Origin of the sequence: Rhizobium sp. JAB6, from assembly GCF_003024605.1 — a bacterium.
Classification (GTDB): Bacteria; Pseudomonadota; Alphaproteobacteria; order Rhizobiales; family Rhizobiaceae; genus Rhizobium.
Window position 1 is genome coordinate 124,010 of the sequence record NZ_PYJQ01000010.1, and the last position, 18,129, is coordinate 142,138.

General features: G+C 61.8%; 14 protein-coding genes. 3 read left to right on the top strand and 11 right to left on the bottom strand.

Going from position 1 to position 18,129, the window contains the following annotated elements; all coding sequences use genetic code 11:
* Position 1: 1 nt before the first annotated feature.
* Entirely contained in the window at positions 2 to 1,147 is a 1,146-nt protein-coding gene (locus C7U61_RS16870; protein ID WP_106999239.1) for an iron-containing alcohol dehydrogenase, read from the bottom strand.
* Between the two features lie 116 nt (positions 1,148 to 1,263).
* On the opposite strand from C7U61_RS16870, the gene C7U61_RS16875 reads away from it, so the two are divergent.
* A complete protein-coding gene (locus C7U61_RS16875) occupies positions 1,264 to 2,163 on the top strand; it encodes a LysR substrate-binding domain-containing protein (RefSeq protein ID WP_106999240.1) in 900 nt (299 codons plus the stop codon).
* A gap of 386 nt (positions 2,164 to 2,549) precedes the next feature.
* On the opposite strand, the gene C7U61_RS16880 is transcribed toward C7U61_RS16875, so the two are convergent.
* The 9 genes from C7U61_RS16880 to C7U61_RS16920 all read right to left on the bottom strand — a co-directional run bounded on the left by C7U61_RS16880 (position 2,550) and on the right by C7U61_RS16920 (position 12,646).
* Positions 2,550 to 2,957: a F0F1 ATP synthase subunit epsilon gene (locus C7U61_RS16880; RefSeq protein ID WP_106999241.1), complete on the bottom strand. Its 408-nt coding sequence runs from the start codon at positions 2,955 to 2,957 to the stop codon at positions 2,550 to 2,552.
* 77 nt (positions 2,958 to 3,034) lie between these two features.
* A complete protein-coding gene (atpD, locus tag C7U61_RS16885) occupies positions 3,035 to 4,465 on the bottom strand; it encodes a F0F1 ATP synthase subunit beta (protein ID WP_106999242.1) in 1,431 nt (476 codons plus the stop codon).
* Positions 4,466 to 4,488: 23 nt separating this feature from the next.
* On the bottom strand, positions 4,489 to 5,373 hold the full coding sequence (locus tag C7U61_RS16890) for a F0F1 ATP synthase subunit gamma (RefSeq protein WP_106999243.1): 885 nt from the start codon (positions 5,371 to 5,373) through the stop codon (positions 4,489 to 4,491).
* Between the two features lie 29 nt (positions 5,374 to 5,402).
* Positions 5,403 to 6,932: a F0F1 ATP synthase subunit alpha gene (atpA, locus tag C7U61_RS16895; protein WP_106999244.1), complete on the bottom strand. Its 1,530-nt coding sequence runs from the start codon at positions 6,930 to 6,932 to the stop codon at positions 5,403 to 5,405.
* On the bottom strand, positions 6,932 to 7,498 hold the full coding sequence (locus tag C7U61_RS16900) for a F0F1 ATP synthase subunit delta (RefSeq protein ID WP_106999245.1): 567 nt from the start codon (positions 7,496 to 7,498) through the stop codon (positions 6,932 to 6,934). The genes atpA and C7U61_RS16900 overlap by 1 nt, the downstream gene beginning before the upstream one ends.
* Before the next feature lie 262 nt (positions 7,499 to 7,760).
* Complete coding sequence (locus tag C7U61_RS16905; RefSeq protein WP_106999246.1) at positions 7,761 to 8,144, bottom strand: DUF4345 domain-containing protein; 384 nt, start codon at positions 8,142 to 8,144, stop codon at positions 7,761 to 7,763.
* A 108-nt stretch (positions 8,145 to 8,252) separates the two neighbouring features.
* Positions 8,253 to 10,484 (bottom strand): primosomal protein N', encoded by a 2,232-nt coding sequence (locus C7U61_RS16910; protein ID WP_106999247.1) that lies wholly within the window; start codon positions 10,482 to 10,484, stop codon positions 8,253 to 8,255.
* A gap of 57 nt (positions 10,485 to 10,541) precedes the next feature.
* A complete protein-coding gene (locus C7U61_RS16915; protein ID WP_106999248.1) occupies positions 10,542 to 11,675 on the bottom strand; it encodes an AAA family ATPase in 1,134 nt (377 codons plus the stop codon).
* A 26-nt stretch (positions 11,676 to 11,701) separates the two neighbouring features.
* On the bottom strand, positions 11,702 to 12,646 hold the full coding sequence (locus tag C7U61_RS16920; RefSeq protein ID WP_106999249.1) for a 1-acyl-sn-glycerol-3-phosphate acyltransferase: 945 nt from the start codon (positions 12,644 to 12,646) through the stop codon (positions 11,702 to 11,704).
* A gap of 246 nt (positions 12,647 to 12,892) precedes the next feature.
* Here C7U61_RS16920 and C7U61_RS16925 point away from each other — a divergent pair, with 246 nt between their 5' ends.
* Both C7U61_RS16925 and C7U61_RS16930 read left to right on the top strand, forming a co-directional pair.
* Positions 12,893 to 13,828 carry a tyrosine recombinase XerC gene (locus C7U61_RS16925; protein WP_106999512.1) on the top strand — a complete coding sequence of 312 codons (936 nt, stop codon included), beginning with the start codon at positions 12,893 to 12,895 and terminating at the stop codon, positions 13,826 to 13,828.
* A gap of 129 nt (positions 13,829 to 13,957) precedes the next feature.
* Positions 13,958 to 15,046 carry a TraB/GumN family protein gene (locus C7U61_RS16930; protein WP_106999250.1) on the top strand — a complete coding sequence of 363 codons (1,089 nt, stop codon included), beginning with the start codon at positions 13,958 to 13,960 and terminating at the stop codon, positions 15,044 to 15,046.
* A gap of 134 nt (positions 15,047 to 15,180) precedes the next feature.
* Here the strand turns inward: C7U61_RS16930 and C7U61_RS16940 are convergent, their stop codons facing one another.
* Positions 15,181 to 18,042, bottom strand: a complete 2,862-nt coding sequence (locus C7U61_RS16940; protein ID WP_106999513.1) for a M16 family metallopeptidase — start codon at positions 18,040 to 18,042, stop codon at positions 15,181 to 15,183.
* Positions 18,043 to 18,129: the final 87 nt, after the last annotated feature.

An 18,129-nucleotide genomic window follows, 5' to 3' on the forward strand; every position in this document is an offset into this window, starting at 1 on the left:
TTCAAATTCCTTTCGGCAGCGCCATGACGGCGGCGGCAAAGCGGTCGATATCGGCATCCGTCACGTCGCGGATCGTCGAGCGCCGCATGGGCAGGTTTTCCGGCGCACGCATTTCGCGGGCGAGATCAGCTTCGTCGAACGGCTTGAAGGCCGCGGGCAGCGAACGGACAATGCCGCAGCGATCCATCCAGTCGGAGACGAAAGCGGGAAGTTCCGCGGCACTCTCGACATCACATGCCCTGGCGGCGGCATTGAGATCTGCCGTATCCGCTTCGACCAGCCATGGAAGCGTCGCTTCGAAGCCGAGTGCGGTTGCAAGACCATGGTGAACGGGACCAAGGCCCGCCAGCGCATGGCTGACATTGTGCGCGATCGCCGTGCCGCAATTGTCGATCGCAATGCCGGCAAAACAGGAGCCGAGCAGCACATCGCCGCGGGCGGCCATATCATGGGGCTGCTTCACGGCCGTTTCCAGCGCACCCGTCAGCAGCCGCAGTGCCTGATGCGCATAGAACTGTGCACCGCGATGGCTGTTGCGGTTCGTGGCTGCTTCGAAAGCATGGATGAAAGCGTCGAGGCCGCACCATGCAGTGAGATTGGCAGGCAAGGTCTTCGTCAGCGCGGGATCGAGAATGACGAGATCGGCCTTCGTCTCCGGGCCCCAGATCCAGAGCTTCTTGCCTTCGGGTCCGGCAAAGATATTCGTCGCCGATGTCTCCGAACCCGTGCCGGCCGTGGTCGGGATCATGATCTTCTTCAACGGGTTCTTTGGCAGCGGGTTGGCCGCCAGCGCATAATGCATTGGATCTTTACCCGAAGCGATGCAGCAGGCGACGATCTTGCCAATATCGAGCGCCGAGCCGCCGCCGATGCCGATTACCATATCCGCGCCCTGCCCCGCCGCGATCGCCGCATGCAGATGCGCAAGCTTCGGCTCGCCGGCAAAATCGGAGAAGACCTGCGTCTTTATACCCGGTTCCGCGAGCTCAGCGCTGATCCTGGCCGCAAGTCCGGACTGTGCCAGGAAGGCATCCATCACGAGCAGAACCGTGCCGACGCCGTGGAAGGATCTGACGGCAGCGGGAAGACCGGAGAGCGCACCCTCGCCGAAACGAATGTCAGGAATGGCGGAAACGGAAAAGGACACGCGGAATCACCTTGGAAAGCGGCTTAAAACGATGTCATAACTCTGTATCACAATTTCAGATCTTCAAATCCGGGCAATTATCGGGAATATTGATGATCTGAAATCATGGAGCGCCGATGCTAGAGAAAATACCGCTGGAGGCCTTTCGCGTGTTCGACGCCGCGGCGCGCGCCATGAACTTCTCCCGTGCCGGCCGCGAGCTGAACATCACCCAGGCCGCCGTCAGTCGCCGCATCAAGGGACTGGAGGATCATCTTGGCGCGACGCTCTTTACCCGACGCGGCCGCAATCTTGCACTGACGCCAGATGGCGAGCGGCTGTTTCAGCGCGTGCGCGCCACGCTCGAATATCTTGAGGAGAGCCTGGAGCCGTTTCGTACTGGTACGGGTGAAATCATTTCCATTGCGGCGAGCGGTTCGATCTCCCATCTCTGGCTCGGGCAGCGGCTGAGAGATTTCGGCAAGGAGAGCCCCGGCATCTCGGTGCGGCTGCTGACGACGGACGTCCATTCCGAACTTGCCTCGGAGAACAACGACCTCATCATCATCTATTCCACCGGCGAACACCCACGCTGGAGCCTGACCCCACTAATGAAAGAGGTGCTGGTGCCGATTGCCTCGCCGGATTACCTGGCGGCCCGCGGCCTCGACCCTCAGGCTCTGACGGCGGTCGATATCGCCGGGCTCGATCTTATCGACTACGAGCGCGCCAACGCTCATTGGATCAGCTTCCGCCAATGGTTCAGCCGCGTCGGCGATCCCCTGAAGGGTAAGCTGCCGAGGCCGCGCCTGTCCTTCTCGACCTACATCATGGCAGTGGAAGCAGCGTTACGGGGCGAAGGCATAGCCCTCGGCAGCCTCGGCCTTATTGAGGAATATCTGCAGTCGGGCTCGCTCGTCAGCCTCGGCAACGACCGGGTCGAGAGCGGCTTCGGCTATTATCTGGGTGCGCCGCGCTTCCGCTCGCTGTCTCCGGAGGCGGCACAGTTGCATAGGTTTCTGCTGACGGGACAGTAGACTTGACGCTATTTCCGGAGGAATCGCCTTACCGCCTCCGCTTTGAAAAGTAGCAGTTGCGGTCGCTCGCCACCCGTCCTCGTGGTTCGAGGCTGCAGCCCGTTCGACAAGCGCATGGGGCTTTCGCACCTCACAGGCTCTTGCGTACCTCTCCACAGGGCTCGCTCCACCTCATGGTGAGGTGCAACGCCGTTAAGCGAAGCGAAAACGGCGATGCCTCGAACCACGAGGTGGCCCGGGTTTGCGCCGCATATTACCCGCGCTTTGCTCCGCCTTCACCCGGAAGCAAGCAGCCGTTGCCTCGAAGGGCGAGGATGGCCTCCAGCCCTTTCAACAAAAAGCGGCCCAGAGGACCGCTTCCACATCATCCGCTGATTCGGATCGCATCAATCCTGCGGGATCGAGCCGCGCAGATGCGAGAGTTCCATGATGAAATGCTCCAGGCGCGATTTGTGCTCGTGATGCTCGGCATCCTCAAGTTCGGCCTTGGCAGCGTTGATGCGGCGGTCCAGTTCGTCGCGGCTCATGTCTTCGACCGGAACGGCGGATTCGGCAAGCAGCGTGCAGCCGGTCGGCAGGATGTCGGCGAAACCGCCGAAAACGACGTAGTCCTGCTTCTTGCCCGAAGCGGAATGCACCTTGACGACGCCCGGCTTGATCGTGGTCATGGTCGGCGCATGATGAGCCATGACCGTCATCTCGCCATCGGTAGCGGGGATGACGACATCGATGACCTGTTCCGACAGCAGCAGGCGCTCCGGAGAAACCAGTTCGAAATTGAAATTGTCAGCCATGACCCGTCACTTCTCGATTGTCTTATTCGCAAGGCAAGGGCGCGCGGACGATGCCGCGCGCCGATGGATTGGCCTGATTAGGCTGCCAGCTTCTTGGCCTTTTCGATCGCTTCGTCGATCGAGCCGACCATGTAGAAGGCAGCTTCCGGCAGGTGGTCGTATTCGCCGTTGACGAGACCCTTGAAGCCCTTGATCGTGTCTTCGAGGGCGACGAGCTTGCCCGGTGAGCCGGTGAAGACTTCGGCGACGAAGAACGGCTGCGACAGGAAGCGCTCGATCTTGCGGGCGCGTGCCACGGCCAGCTTGTCGTCTTCGGACAGTTCGTCCATGCCCAGGATGGCGATGATGTCCTGCAGGGCCTTGTAGCGCTGCAGCGTCGACTGAACCTTACGGGCAACTTCGTAGTGCTCTTCACCGACGACCATCGGATCGAGCATGCGCGAGGTGGAGTCGAGCGGGTCGACAGCCGGGTAGATGCCCTTTTCAGCGATGGAACGCGACAGAACGGTCGTTGCGTCCAGGTGGGCGAACGAGGTTGCCGGTGCCGGGTCGGTCAAGTCGTCGGCCGGAACGTAAATGGCCTGAACCGAGGTGATCGAGCCCGTCGTCGTCGTGGTGATGCGTTCCTGCATCTGGCCCATGTCGGTGGCGAGCGTCGGCTGATAGCCCACGGCCGAGGGAATACGGCCGAGCAGAGCCGACACTTCCGAACCAGCCTGCGTGAAGCGGAAGATGTTGTCGACGAAGAACAGAACGTCCTGGCCTTCATCGCGGAAGTTTTCAGCAACGGTCAGACCGGTCAGAGCGACGCGGGCGCGGGCGCCCGGCGGTTCGTTCATCTGGCCGTAAACGAGCGCAGCCTTGGAGCCTTCGCCGCCGCCATGCTTGTTGACGCCCGATTCGATCATTTCGTGGTAAAGGTCGTTGCCTTCGCGGGTACGTTCACCCACGCCTGCGAACACCGAGTAACCACCGTGCGCCTTGGCGACGTTGTTGATCAGTTCCATGATGAGAACGGTCTTGCCGACGCCGGCGCCGCCGAACAGGCCGATCTTGCCGCCCTTTGCGTAAGGAGCAAGCAGGTCGACGACCTTGATGCCGGTGACGAGGATCTGCGCTTCCGTGGACTGCTCGACGTAGGACGGAGCTTCCTGGTGGATGGCGCGCTTCTTGGAGGTGTTCAGCGGACCTGCTTCGTCGACCGGCTCGCCGATGACGTTCATGATACGGCCGAGCGTCTCGTGTCCGACCGGAACCGAGATCGGTGCGCCCGTGTCCTTGACCGGCTGGCCGCGGACCAGACCTTCGGTCGAGTCCATGGCGATCGTGCGAACGGAGTTTTCGCCGAGGTGCTGTGCGACTTCGAGAACCAGACGATTACCGTTGTTGTCGGTTTCAAGCGCGTTCAGGATCGCCGGGAGTTCGCCTTCGAAAGCAACGTCCACAACGGCGCCGATAACCTGCGTAACCTTACCGACAGAACCTGCGGGGGTAGCTGCGTCAGCCATATTCTTACCCTCTTTCCCTAACCTCAGAGCGCTTCCGCGCCCGAAATGATTTCAATCAATTCCTTGGTGATCTGTGCCTGGCGCTGACGGTTATAGTTCAGCGTCAGCTTGTTGATCATCTCACCAGCGTTGCGCGTCGCATTGTCCATCGCGCTCATCTTGGCGCCCATCTCGCCGGCGACGTTTTCGAGCAACGCGCGGAAGATCTGGACGGAGATGTTGCGCGGGATCAGGTCCGCGAGGATCGAAGCCGCATCCGGCTCGTATTCGTAGACGGCGCCCTTGTGGGCCGCGTCCTCTTCGACGACGGCCGGAGCCGAAGCCGGGATGAGCTGCTGCGCCGTCGGCACCTGGCTGATCACCGACTTGAATTCGGAATAGAACAGCGTGCAGACATCGAATTCGCCGGCTTCGAACATCTCGATGATGCGCTTGCCGATGGCGTCGGCATTGTCGAAACCGATGCGCTTGACGTCGCGCAGTTCCTTGCGCTCGACGATCAGAGACGCATACTCGCGACGCAGAATATCGTAACCCTTCTTGCCGACCGTGAAGATCTTCACGGTCTTGCCTTCGGCGAGCAGCTTGCGAACGTGATCCCGTGCAAAACGTGCGATCTGCGAATTGAAGCCGCCGCAAAGGCCACGCTCGGCCGTGCAGACGACGAGTAGATGCACATCGCTCTTGCCGGTTCCGGTCATCAGCAGCGGCGCACCGTCAGCATCGCTGACGGCAGACGAAATGTTGGCGAGAACAGAGGCCATGCGCTGCGAATAAGGCCGGGCGGCCTCGGCCGCCTCCTGCGCACGCCGAAGCTTCGCCGCGGCGACCATTTTCATCGCCTTGGTGATCTTCTGCGTCGCCTTGACGGAGGCGATCCGGTTTTTCAGATCCTTGAGTGAAGGCATCCTTGGTCCGTCCTAGAGCTTGGGCCCGATTACGCGAAAGACTTGGCGAAGCTGTCGAGAGCAGCGGTGAGCTTGCCCTTCGTCGCGTCGCTGATGGCCTTTTCGGTACGGATGGTGTCGAGGATTTCCTTGCCTTCCGAGCGGAGGTAGGACAGCAGACCCTGCTCAAACTTGCCGACCTGCGCGACAGGCAGCTTGTCGAGATAGCCGTTGACGCCGGCGAAGATCACCGCAACCTGCTCTTCCGTCTTCAGCGGCGAGAACTGCGGCTGCTTCAGGAGTTCGGTCAAGCGGGCACCGCGGTTCAGCAGGCGCTGCGTTGCCGCATCGAGGTCGGAGCCGAACTGGGCGAAGGCGGCCATTTCACGATACTGGGCAAGTTCACCCTTGATCGAGCCGGCAACCTGCTTCATCGCCTTGATCTGCGCCGACGAACCGACGCGCGAAACCGACAGACCGACGTTAACGGCCGGGCGAATACCCTGGTAGAACAGGTCTGTTTCAAGGAAGATCTGGCCGTCGGTGATCGAGATCACGTTGGTCGGAATAAAGGCCGAAACGTCGTTGCCCTGCGTTTCGATGACCGGGAGAGCGGTGAGCGAGCCAGCGCCCTTATCGTCGTTCATCTTCGCAGCGCGCTCGAGGAGGCGCGAGTGCAGGTAGAAAACGTCGCCCGGATAGGCTTCGCGGCCCGGCGGGCGGCGCAGCAGCAGCGACATCTGACGGTAGGCAACGGCCTGCTTGGAGAGGTCGTCATAGCCGATCAGGGCGTGCTGGGCATTGTCCCGGAAGTATTCGCCCATGGCGCAGCCGGCAAACGGAGCCAGGAACTGCATCGGAGCCGGATCGGAAGCGGTCGCCGCAACGATGATCGAGTACTTCAGCGCGCCGCGCTCTTCGAGCACCTTGACGAACTGGGCGACGGTCGAGCGCTTCTGGCCGACGGCGACGTAGACGCAGAAGAGCTTTTCGCTGTCCGGACCGTTATCCTGAATGGACTTCTGGTTCAGGATCGTGTCCAGGATGATGGCGGTCTTGCCGGTCTGGCGGTCGCCGATGACGAGCTCGCGCTGGCCGCGGCCAACCGGGATCAGAGCGTCGATGGCCTTGAGGCCGGTGGACATCGGCTCATGAACCGACTTGCGCGGAATGATGCCCGGAGCCTTGACGTCGACGCGGGCGCGGCGGGTTGCATTGATCGGACCCTTGCCGTCGATCGGATTACCGAGCGCGTCGACAACGCGGCCGAGCAGTTCCGGACCGACCGGAACGTCGACGATCGCGCCGGTGCGCTTGACGGTGTCGCCTTCCTTGATGTCGCGGTCGGAGCCGAAGATAACCACGCCGACATTGTCGGATTCGAGGTTCAGCGCCATGCCGCGGATGCCACCGGGGAATTCGACCATTTCGCCGGCCTGAACATTGTCCAGACCGTAGACGCGGGCGATACCGTCACCGACGGAGAGAACCTGGCCGACTTCGGAGACTTCAGCTTCCTTGCCGAAGTTTTTGATCTGATCTTTCAGAATTGCGGAAATTTCCGCGGCGCGGATATCCATCAGCCGACCTCTTTCAATGCAAGCTTAAGGGTGGAGAGTTTGGTGCGAAGGGACGTATCGATCTGACGCGAACCGACCTTGACGATCAGGCCGCCGAGGATCGACGGATCGACGGTGACGGCAATCGCCACATCCTTGCCGGTGACGCCCTTCAGCGCCGCCTTCAATTCATCTTCCTGCGCCGGGGTGAGCGCATGAGCCGAGGTGACCTCGGCGGAAATCTCGCCGCGATGCTGAGCGGCGATGATGCGGAAAGCCTTGATCATGCCCGGCAGCGCAAACAGGCGCCGGTTGCTGGCCACAAGCTTCAGAAAATTGGTGACATAAGCGCCGAAGCCGGCCTTTTTCGCCAGCGCTTCAATCGCACCAACCTGCTCTTCGGCCGAAAAGACCGGGCTGAGGACGAAGCGCTTCAGATCATCGCTTTCGTCGAGCATGGCTTGGAACCGATCGAGATCGGCGGCCACTGCCGATACGGCACCCTCTTCAAGGGCCAATTCGAACAGCGACGAGGCATATCGTTCTGCAACGCCAGAAACATGCTGGGATGTGTCTGCCACGGGCACAAAATTCCCTGATTTCAACCCAAGAACCAAACTTCCGTGTGACGGAAGCGATATGTCCTTGAATTCGTTTTGATTTCCCCCAGAAATCAGCAGGAGTGCTCTCCCGCCTCATCCGAAATTCGGGGTTCGTCTAACATAGGATATTGAGACTCGCAACACGCGTATTCGACGAATACGCCATTCCGGCGAATTTATGATGGCAAAATTCGAAAAGCATGAGAATAGCGCGGGCAAAAACGGCAGCGCCGGAGCCGTTTTCGGCTCAAATATAGCCGAGACCATAGAGAAAAGGTAGCGCAGCAAGAATCGCCTGCGCAACCAGAAGGAGAAGACTCAAAAATACGCTGCCCCGATCGGACATGAGCGACAGGATGCGACCGAACGCCGCGACGCCGAAGGAGGCGCCGAGCGCGAGATAGATCATCGGCTGCGCGAGCAGAATTGCCACCAACCCGAAACCGACCATGAAGCCGCCGGCCGAGCGCGCTTCGGCATGGGCTTCCGAACGGCCTTCCTTCACCTGCAGCCTCAGGAAGCGATAGGTATAGCCCGGCGCGAACATCAGGAAGAGGCCGATCAGTGCCGTAATGGCAGCCGAACAATAAGCAAGCCGCTCACCGAATTCGGTCGGAAAATAAAGCTCCATCGGTCGCCCTCAGAATCAACCGTGCAAATCACGTTAAATGAGACGGCCGACTTATGGCATGATCCGCGTTAGAAGGGGAAGGTGCAGCCGAAATATCCGTCGCGTCAATCACAGAAAGCTTTGCGGATCGACATCGAGCTGCACCTGCACGGAACCGCGCTCCTTGGGAGACTGCGCCAGCATGGCCCGCAGAAAGCCCTGCATGTCGGAATTGCGCCGGCCGTGCACCAGCAGGCGGAAGCGATGGCGGCCGCGCACCAGCGCAATCGGCGCTTCGGCCGGACCCAGCACCGAAATACCTGAAACCTGCGGCGCGGCGTTGCGCATGCCGCGCGCATGGGTTTCGGCATCCTGCCTGCTGTCGGCGGAGACGATGATCGACGCGAGCCGGCCGAAGGGCGGCAATATGGCCTTCTCCCGCTCCGATATCTCGCGCTCGTAAAAGGCGCTGGCATCGCCGGATACGATCGCCTGCATGACAGGATGCTGCGGCTGATAGGTCTGCAGCAGACCGTGGCTTTTCAGACCGGTTCGCCCGGCGCGGCCCGTCACCTGCGACAGGAGCTGGAACGTCCGTTCGGCAGCGCGTGGATCGCCATTCGCCAGGCCAAGATCCGCATCGACAATGCCGACCAGCGTCATCAGCGGAAAATTGTGCCCCTTGGCGACGAGCTGCGTGCCGATGACGATGTCAGCCTCGCCCTTGGCAATCGCGTCGAGTTCCAGCCTCAGCCGCTTGACGCCCCCCATGATGTCGGAGGAGAGCACGATCGTCCGCGCTTCGGGGAAATGCCGCTCCACCTCCTCGGCAATGCGCTCGACGCCGGGGCCACAGGCGACGAGATGGTCGAGCGTGCCGCATTCGGGACAGGCCTCAGGCGTGCGCTCGGCATAGCCGCATTGATGGCATTGGATCTGGCTGCGGAACCGGTGCTCTACCAGCCAGCTCGAACATTGCGGGCATTGGAAACGATAGCCGCAGACCCGGCAGAGCGTCAGCGGCGCATAGCCGCGCCTATTAAGGAACAAGAGCGCCTGCTCGCCCTTGGCAACCGTCTTGCCGATCGCGCGGATCATGACCGGCGAAAGAAATCCGCCGCGCTCCGGCGCATGCCGGCGCATATCGATCAGGTGCAAATCCGGAAGGGCCGCATCGCCGAAGCGCGTCGGCAGGTGGATTGTGGTGTAGCGTCCGCTCTGGCCGTTGACCTGGCTTTCGACCGATGGGGTCGCCGACACCAGCACGACGGGAAAATCGCCGATGCGTCCGCGCACCACGGCCATGTCTCGCGCATTATAATAGACGCGATCCTCCTGCTTGTAGGCAGGATCATGCTCTTCGTCGACAACGATGAGACCGAGATCCTCGAAGGGCAGGAAGAGCGCCGAACGCGCTCCGGCCACCACCCTGACTTCGCCCGTGACTGCTTGGCGCCAGACCTTCTCGCGCATCCTCGGCGCAAGATCGGAATGCCATTCGGCCGGCTTGGCGCCGAAGCGATCCTGAAAACGCTCGAGAAAGCTTGCCGTCAGCGCGATTTCCGGCAGCAGGATCAGCACCTGCTTGCCGCGCCTCAGCGTTTCGGCAATCGCCTCGAAATAGACCTCCGTCTTGCCGGAGCCGGTGACGCCGTCGATCAGGGAAACCGCGAATTCGCCCTTGCGCACGTCAGCCAATATCTCTTCAGCGGCGTCCCTCTGCGGCCCCTGCAGCCTCGATGCGGTGAACTCCGGATCGGGCCTGGCGACGACCGGCGGCGGGGGTAGGAAGATGGTCTCGAAAATGCCCTGCGCGATCAGCCCGTCAATGACGCTGGTGGACACACCGGCCGCATGTGCAAGCCCGGTGCGCGTCCACGAAAGCCCGTCGGCAGCGATCTCCATCACCTTGGCGCGAGCCGGCGTCATCCGCTCCGGCTGGCCGCCGATAAAGCGCAAGCCTTCGATCATCGGCTCGGGATCGAAGGCGGCCGGCGCCCTCAGCGCCATGCGCGCCACCAGTCCCGGCGGCGACAGCGTATAGGCGGCAACCCAGTCGATGAAATCGCGCATATGCTTGCCGAGCGGCGGGCAATCGAACACATGGCTGATCGGCCGAAGCTTCTGCGGATCGACGCCGCCGTCATCCTCGCCATCCCAGACGAGGCCGATGACCTGCCGCGGCCCGAGCGGCACCTGCACGACCGAGCCCGGCTCCACCGCCATGCCCTCGGGCACGGCATAGGAGTATGCCCTCGGCGCCGGCATCGGCACGAGAACGGGCACGGTACGGCTCATCACAGGTTTTGCGGGCGCGGCCTCGAAAAGCGCACCGAACAGATCGGAAGAATCTTTGCTCATTGCGCCAGACCATGCCCCGGACGGAGGCAAAAGAAAACCCGCCTTGCTGGATCGCTGCTATTCATCATCCCCATCAATCACGCCGGTCAGCCGCATGCCGTCGATCCAGGTGGAGCCATCCTCCCGGATCACCCGGCGCGGCTTCGCTCCGCAGCGCTCCTGCACGGCGTCCGCCAGACGTTCTGAATGGGTGACGATCCAGATCTGGCTGGTCTTTGCCGCCTCAGCGATCATATCGGCAAGCGGCACCAGCATGTCGGGATGCAGGCTCGCCTCCGGCTCGTTGAGCGCGATCAGCGGCGGCAGGCGGTAGGACATCAGGGCAGCGGCAAGACCGAGGAAGCGAATCTGGCCATCCGATAACTCGCGCGGCTGGAAGACGCGGTTGGGAAACTCAGGAAGCATCAGGCCGAAATCCGCCGTTTCCTCCGGCACCGGCACGACGAGCCGAGCGCCGCCAAGAGCGACGGCGATTACGCGGTCGAGTTCGACCGTATCTCCTCGTATATGTTTGAGCGTGGCGAAGGTGGCGGCAATGTTGACGCCATCCTCATCCAGCATAGGCGACGTTATCGCCAGGCAAGGCGCACGCAGTGGCGAACCGCGATCGGTGCGGAAACCATGAAAGAAGCGCCAGGCATCGACAGCTCGCCGGAAGGTACCGATCTCTGGATAATGTCCGGCATCACCCAGCAGCGCGATCGCGGTTTCCGATGGCAAGGCCGGTTCGCGATAGGCTTCCATGCGGCCATTCTCGCCACGAACGGCAATACCAGGGCCGTCACGCTTCATCATCGTGACCGGCCGGCGCCCGGCTTCGAACGTAAGCTCCTCGGTTTTGATTTCCGGCTCAAGTGAGAAACCCGCAGCAGTCGGCGGCCGTATGCCGGCCTCGATCGAGTAGCGAAATGTCGCCGCCCGCTCCATGTCGAGCAGCTCGACATCGAAACGGATGCGTGCGGGTTCATGCGAGCGACGCTTGCCCGACCACATGGCCGAGAACATGCCGCCTTCGCTTGAGATTTCATATGCCAGGCGGCCGCGAACCGCGGCCTGCACAAGTTGCAGCGAGCGATAGAGATTGGACTTGCCCACCCCATTCTCCCCGATGAACAGATTGACGTCGGCAAGATCCATGCGGATCGAGCGCAGGGAGCGATAATTCCTGGCAGACATGGAGCGTAGCTGCATGGCCGAGGGTTTAGCCGATTCTGAAATTAAAGAGAATGCGAAACCAGGGGTTCGTCCTGGTTCGGAGGAACGAGCGGCGTGAAGGTTGCGTTGCCGTCCGCCGCAAGATCGAAGACCGTGTGCTTCTCCAGCGCCTTCGTCACCTCGTTGACATCGCCGTCCAGGTGCTCGACGGGAATGAGATTGCCGACGAGGAAATCGAACCGGTCGCCACGCTTGTTGAGCAGCTCGTGGAACACCGTCATGTCGCGCAGCTCGGTCGACCACTTGGCGAACCAGTAGAACAGGCCGGAATTGCGCGCCGTCAGATGCACGGGCAGGATCGGCAGATTGTATTTGCGCGCCAGGCCTACGGCCGAGGTTTTCCACGGCCGCTCATTCAGCTTGCCGTTCGCCCAATAGGCGATGCGGCCGGAGGGAAACAGCACCGTGACCTTGCCTTCCGCCACGGCGCGGTTGGTCAATTGCAAGGTCTCGCGCGTCTTCGGCTTGCTCTTATATTCCTCGCGCCATTCGACCGGAATGATCATCTCGGCAAAGCGCGGGTTGACGCGTACCGCATCGCGATTGGCAAAGATCATCATATCGGGCCGGCGCGACTTCAGGAGGTCGAAGACGGCGACGCCATCGGCAATCCCGGTGGGATGATTGCTGACGAGAATGAAACCGCCGGTAGCCGGAATGCGGTCGGCATGGGTGACGCCGATATCGAGCCGCAGCAGATCGCTCATATATTCGAAGCACTGGAAGCCAGAAAGCTTGGCGACATCATCGGCGAATTCGATCGCCTTGTTGTAGCGCAGCAGCGTGTAGAGAAAGGGGCGCATCAACGGCCAGAGCGGATTGCGGACGATCTTCTGCCCGCGTTCGGCAATCAACGTATCGACGATATGCCCCGGTTGCCCCTGGGACACCAAAGCGATTGCTTCTGCAATCTGCCCGAGTGCAGTTATCGAACCGCGGCGTGCCATGAAGTATCCTGAATGGTTGGGATATATCCTATCGCAATCGAATATGATCGAAGCATGACAAGCGCCTCGCATATGGAAGGCGGGACCATCCTAGATCCGGAGCGACCCATATGCAGTTTATTGGAGTCCAGATGCGGCCCGCGGCACGCAGGGGAAACGCACCGGAAGCAACGGGAAAATTAGCGATTCCATAACCTTCCTTCCTTCAAAGTGGCAGAAGGAATGCGAATTTCAAGGGGTTTTCCACTGAACGAATTGCTTGTTATCGCCGACTCAAGGTTGATGGCGGAACGCGGCCGCTGGCTCGAAGCGCTCGGCCGGGAGCGGCGGCTCGCCGCCCATACGCTGAACGCCTATGAACGCGATACGCGACAATTCCTGATCTTCCTCACCGGCCATCTCGGCGGTCCGGCGACGATCGAGGATATTCATGCGCTGCGCCCTGCCGACTTTCGCGCCTTTCTGGCCGCCCGCCGCAAGGACGGCGCGGGCGCGCGTTCGCTCGGGCGCAATCTCGCCGGGCTTCGTTCGCTGCTGCGCTATCTCGAAAAGAAGGGCCTGGTGAATGCCGCGGGTGCCGCCGCGGTGCGCTCGCCCAAACAGCCGAAATCGCTGCCGAAGCCACTTTCCGACCGGCAGGCGATTACCGTTGTCAGCGATGAGGCGCAGCTTCACGAAGAGCCCTGGATCGCCGCCCGCGATGCCGCCGTGCTGACCCTGCTCTATGGCTGCGGCCTGCGCATCTCCGAAGCGCTCGATCTCAAGCCGCGGGATTTTCCGCCGGGCGCAACCTCGCTGCGCATTACCGGCAAGGGCAACAAGACCCGGCTGGTACCGTTGCTTCCGATCGTCACGCAAGCGGTCGACCAATATCGTAAGCTCTGCCCCTACCATCTAGACGATGATGGCGCCCTCTTTCGCGGCGCGCGCGGCGGCAAGCTGCAGCCGGGCATCATCCAGCACGGCATGCAGAAGCTGCGCGGCGCCTTCGGGCTGCCGGATACCGCGACGCCGCATGCGCTGCGCCATTCCTTTGCCACTCATCTGCTGGCCGGAGGCGGCGACCTGCGCACCATCCAGGAACTGCTCGGCCACGCCAGCCTTTCGACGACGCAGGTCTATACCGGCGTCGATTCCTCGCGGCTGCTCGAGGTCTACGACCGCGCCCATCCGCGCGCGTAAGGAAAGATTAACCTCTCCCGTTAAGAGAATCTCCGTCTCGCGCGCGTAGAGCAGAGCCATATCGCGCATGCCCTGCGAAAGCCGCTTTCGGGCGTTAGCGGTCATGCCCTCTGCGAACGGAAGGTTCTGATGATTTCTGCCCTCGGGTCCAAGACGATACGGTCGAAGCCGACGCTTGGCGATATGCTGCTCTGGCTTGCAACCGCCCTTCCGTTGATGCTCGCCATTCTGTTGATCGCGACCATGCTGACGCTGCAGCCGGCCCATGCCGAAGGTGCCGTGTCCGACAGCTGCGGCGGCAAGGATCTCATGGCCGAACTGCAAAAGAGCGACCCGGCAAAATACGCCTCCATTATCGCCGCCGGCGATAAGGTAGAGAATGGCAAGGGCATCTTCTGGAAGATCGAAAAGCCCGGCCTGAAGCCGTCCTGGCTACTCGGTACCATGCATGTCTCGGATTCACGCGTGGTCACCATGCCCAAGGGAGCCGCCGATGCTGCGGCCGCGGCTGATACGATCGTGGTCGAATCGGACGAAATTCTCGACGACAGGAAGGCTGCGGCTACGCTCTTCGCCAACCCTTCGCTCACCATGCTCACCGACGGCTCGACCATCAGCCAGCATCTGACACCGGAAGAAAATGCCCGGCTCGAAGCAGGGCTGAAGGCGCGCGGCATCGCGCTCGCCGCGGTTTCCCGCATGCAGCCCTGGCTGATCTCGAGCTCTTTCGAGATGACGGGCTGCGAGGTCCGCCGCAAGACGGCCGGCGCGAAATTCCTCGATCAGAAATTGGCGAGTGACGCCATGGCCGAGGGCAAGAAGGTCGTTGGTCTCGAAACTCTGGCCGAGCAGGCCAGGGCCATGAGCGACCTGCCGATCGCGCTGCACCTGAAGTCGCTGCTGCAGGCGCTCGAACTGGGCGACAAGATCAACGATATCAACGAGACCATGACCGGCCTCTATCTCGCCGGCAATATCGGCGCGATGATCCCGATGCTGAAGGTAATCGAACCGGACCAGAAGATCACGGACGATGATACCGCCGCCTTCGAGCAACGCATCATTCTCGACCGCAACAAGGTCATGGCCGAGCGTGCCGCTCCGGTTCTCGACAAGGGCAATGCTTTCATCGCCGTCGGCGCGCTTCACCTCGTCGGTGATCAGGGCCTCGTGTCGCTGCTGCGCAAGCAGGGCTTTACAGTGACGGCGGTGAACTGACCGCTCGCATCCCATGGCCGAGATCGGCAAGCATCCTCGCGACGATCAGCCGGTGGAATGGCGTGATGATTGCGAGATAGATCCGGTCAAGCTGCCGATCGGCAAACGCCGGCTGCGGCAATTCGGCCGGCAGGTTAGCGAACCGCCGATCCGTTGGCCGGCAATATCTTCACCCGCCAGGATGTTTTCGGCTTCAGATAGGTCGCTGCAACGGCGCGGACATCCTCGGCGGTCACGGCCTCGTAGCCGCTGATGCTCCCGCGAATACGGTCGAGGCGCCGGGGATCTCTCTGGGCATCGCGAAGATTCTGGACCCAATAGCCGTTGGTCTGCTGCGAGCGCTTCACCGCTTCAATGATCGGAACCTTGGCCCGCGTCAGCTCATCGGGCGAAATATCTCCATGACCGAGATCGGCAGCGATCTTATCCACCAGCTCGAAGAAATGATCCACCTTGGCGGGCGTGGTTTCGACATAGAGATAGGCAAAACCATAGCCGGGGATCGATCTCGATAGATCGACCTCGCCCTGAGGGCTGTAGGTGGCGCCCTCGGCGATGCGGAACTGGTCGATCAGGCGATTCTGCAGGATCGCCCCAGCGACATTGGCAGCGGCAGCTCGCGGCAGATCGGAGAGGAAATCGCCGATAGGGATGGCGACGGCTGCGCCGGCATTGTCGCTGCGCCCGTCATGAAGCCGAACGACGGGATCGATCGTCGGTGCCGGAAAATGCACGTCGGAGCCGTCGCGCTGCTTCTCTCCGTCGTCGCGAACCGGCAAGGCGCCGAAGGTCTGCGCGGTCAAACGAACGGCGTCGTCGACCTCGACATCGCCGACGACGATGACCTCGATCGCCCCCTTCGAAAGTGCAGGCTGCAGGAAGCTCTTGAAGTCTTCCGGCTTGGTATCTACCAGTTGCGTGCGGTCCGGGAACGCCCAGCGCGGATCGCCGGAATGCAGGAGACCGGAAAGATCACGCCCGACCACGCTGCCCGGTGTCGCCTGAAGCTGGGGAAGCATATTCAGATACGCTTGCTGAACCCGCTTGAAGACATCCGGACGATAGGCCGGGCCGGAGACATAGGCGGTCAGCAGCTGCAATTGCGTCTGCAGGTCGCGCGGCTGCGTCGTACCCTCGAATTTGAAAGAAGCATCTTGAACGGCGAAATCGATGCTGACGACCTTCGCGGCAAAGGCTTTCTGCATGTCGTCATAGCTGATGGCCTTCAGGCCGGACAACGGCAGCGCCGGTGCAGCCCAGATCGGCAGCGGACGATCATTCGGCAGGTCCAGCCGGCCGTGACCGATCTCTGCGCGCACCAAAACCTCGTCAGCGCGATATTTGGTCGGCTTGACGGTCAGGCGAACGCCATTGGCGAAACGTATCATCGTAATACCGAGATCATCGACCTCACGGCGTTCGACGACATCGCCCGGCTTGCCGAAATCGGTATAGGGCCATGCGACCGCAGCCGTCTGTTTCGGTGGCTTCACCGCCACTGCGTGCGAATCGGCATAGGCCTTCTCGACAGCAGCATCCCCGCCCTCGGGCATTTGCGGGATTTGCAGCACCAGCTGCGGACCATTGCCGGTAAAGACGCGCTGAAGAGCCTTGTTTACCTCGTCTGCACGCAGGTCTTTCATCGCGGCATCAAACAGCGCCAGATCGTCCGCAGGTGAGGTGAACACCATATTTTCGCCGACGCTCCAGTTGAGCGCGCCGGCAATATCCGGACTGGTACGCGTCGCGGCTCCGCTCGCGGCAGCCTGCAGGGTGGAGCGATATTCGGCAATTTCCCTGTCGATCTCGCTCTGGTAGGCACCGAACTGCGCAATGCGGCGTTGCTCCTGATCGATAGCTGCCAGGGCAGCCTGCCATTCAGCGGGATCGCTATCGGCGGCAACCATCGCGACATGGGCTGATTTCAGCAGATCCTGCGCACCGGCCCGCGCGCTGACGAAAGGCGGGTCGGGCTGCTGCGCCAGAACGGACAGGCGCCGATTGAGAACGGCAAGACCGATATCCTCGACCAGCCGCACGCGCCGCTTGGCAACCGTATCCGGCGAAGTGTCGTAAGCCCGTGTCCAGGCAAGCTGCACGCGGGTCGCGCCACCCGGCACGATGACCGTGCCGACGCGCGCTCCATGGCTTTGGAGCGTGCCGAGATCAGGGTCGGCGGGTGCAGGTGCGGCGGCGGTCCAATTGCCGAAGCGAGTCCGGATATCGGCTTCAATGGCGGCGGCATCGATATCGCCGACGACGATCAGGGTGGTGCGATCCGGGCGATAATAGGTGCGGTAGAAGTCCCGCAGCAGATCGACCGGAGCATTGCTGATGATATCGGTCTTGCCGATGGGCGGGCGCTGCGACACACGCTGCCCTGGCAGCAGTTGCGCGAGCAAACCGGTCCCGCCGCGATATTGCGGCGTGTCGCGCAGCTTCTCTTCCGAAAGAATGACTCCGCGCTCGCGGTCGAAGGCGCCGGCATCGAGCGTCAGTTCGCTCGCCGTCTCGCGCATCAGCATCAGCCCGGTCGAGACCGTCTCCGGATTGGCTTCCGGCAGATCCAGCGCATAGACAGTTTCGCCATAGCTCGTGGATGCATTTGTATCCGCGCCGAAAGCCAGACCAAGACGCTGAAGTGTGCGCACCATCTCGCCTTCTGGCACATGGGTCGAGCCCTTGAAGGCCATATGCTCGAGGAAATGCGCAAGGCCTTGCTGGTCATCGCGCTCCTGCAGCGAACCGGCGCCGATGCGGAGGCGGATCGCCACCTGACCCGCCGGCGTCGCATTGTGCATGACGGCATACCGCATGCCGTTCGGCAAGGTCCCGAAACGTATCCCCTGCTCCACCGGCAGGTCGCTTGCCGCCTGCAGCCAGCCGGCGACAGGCATTTCCGCATGGGCCGGAGCCGCAACGGTAACGAGGAACGCGAGCGCTGCCGCAACGAAAAGTTTCAGGGATAGGCGGCCGGCTGGGTTTTGACGTGACATGCTTGCTTTGTTGGTGAAAACGATGAGATGATGCGATGCAAGGAGCCCCGTACATCGCATCATCAGGCAAGCATTGCAATGCCGGCA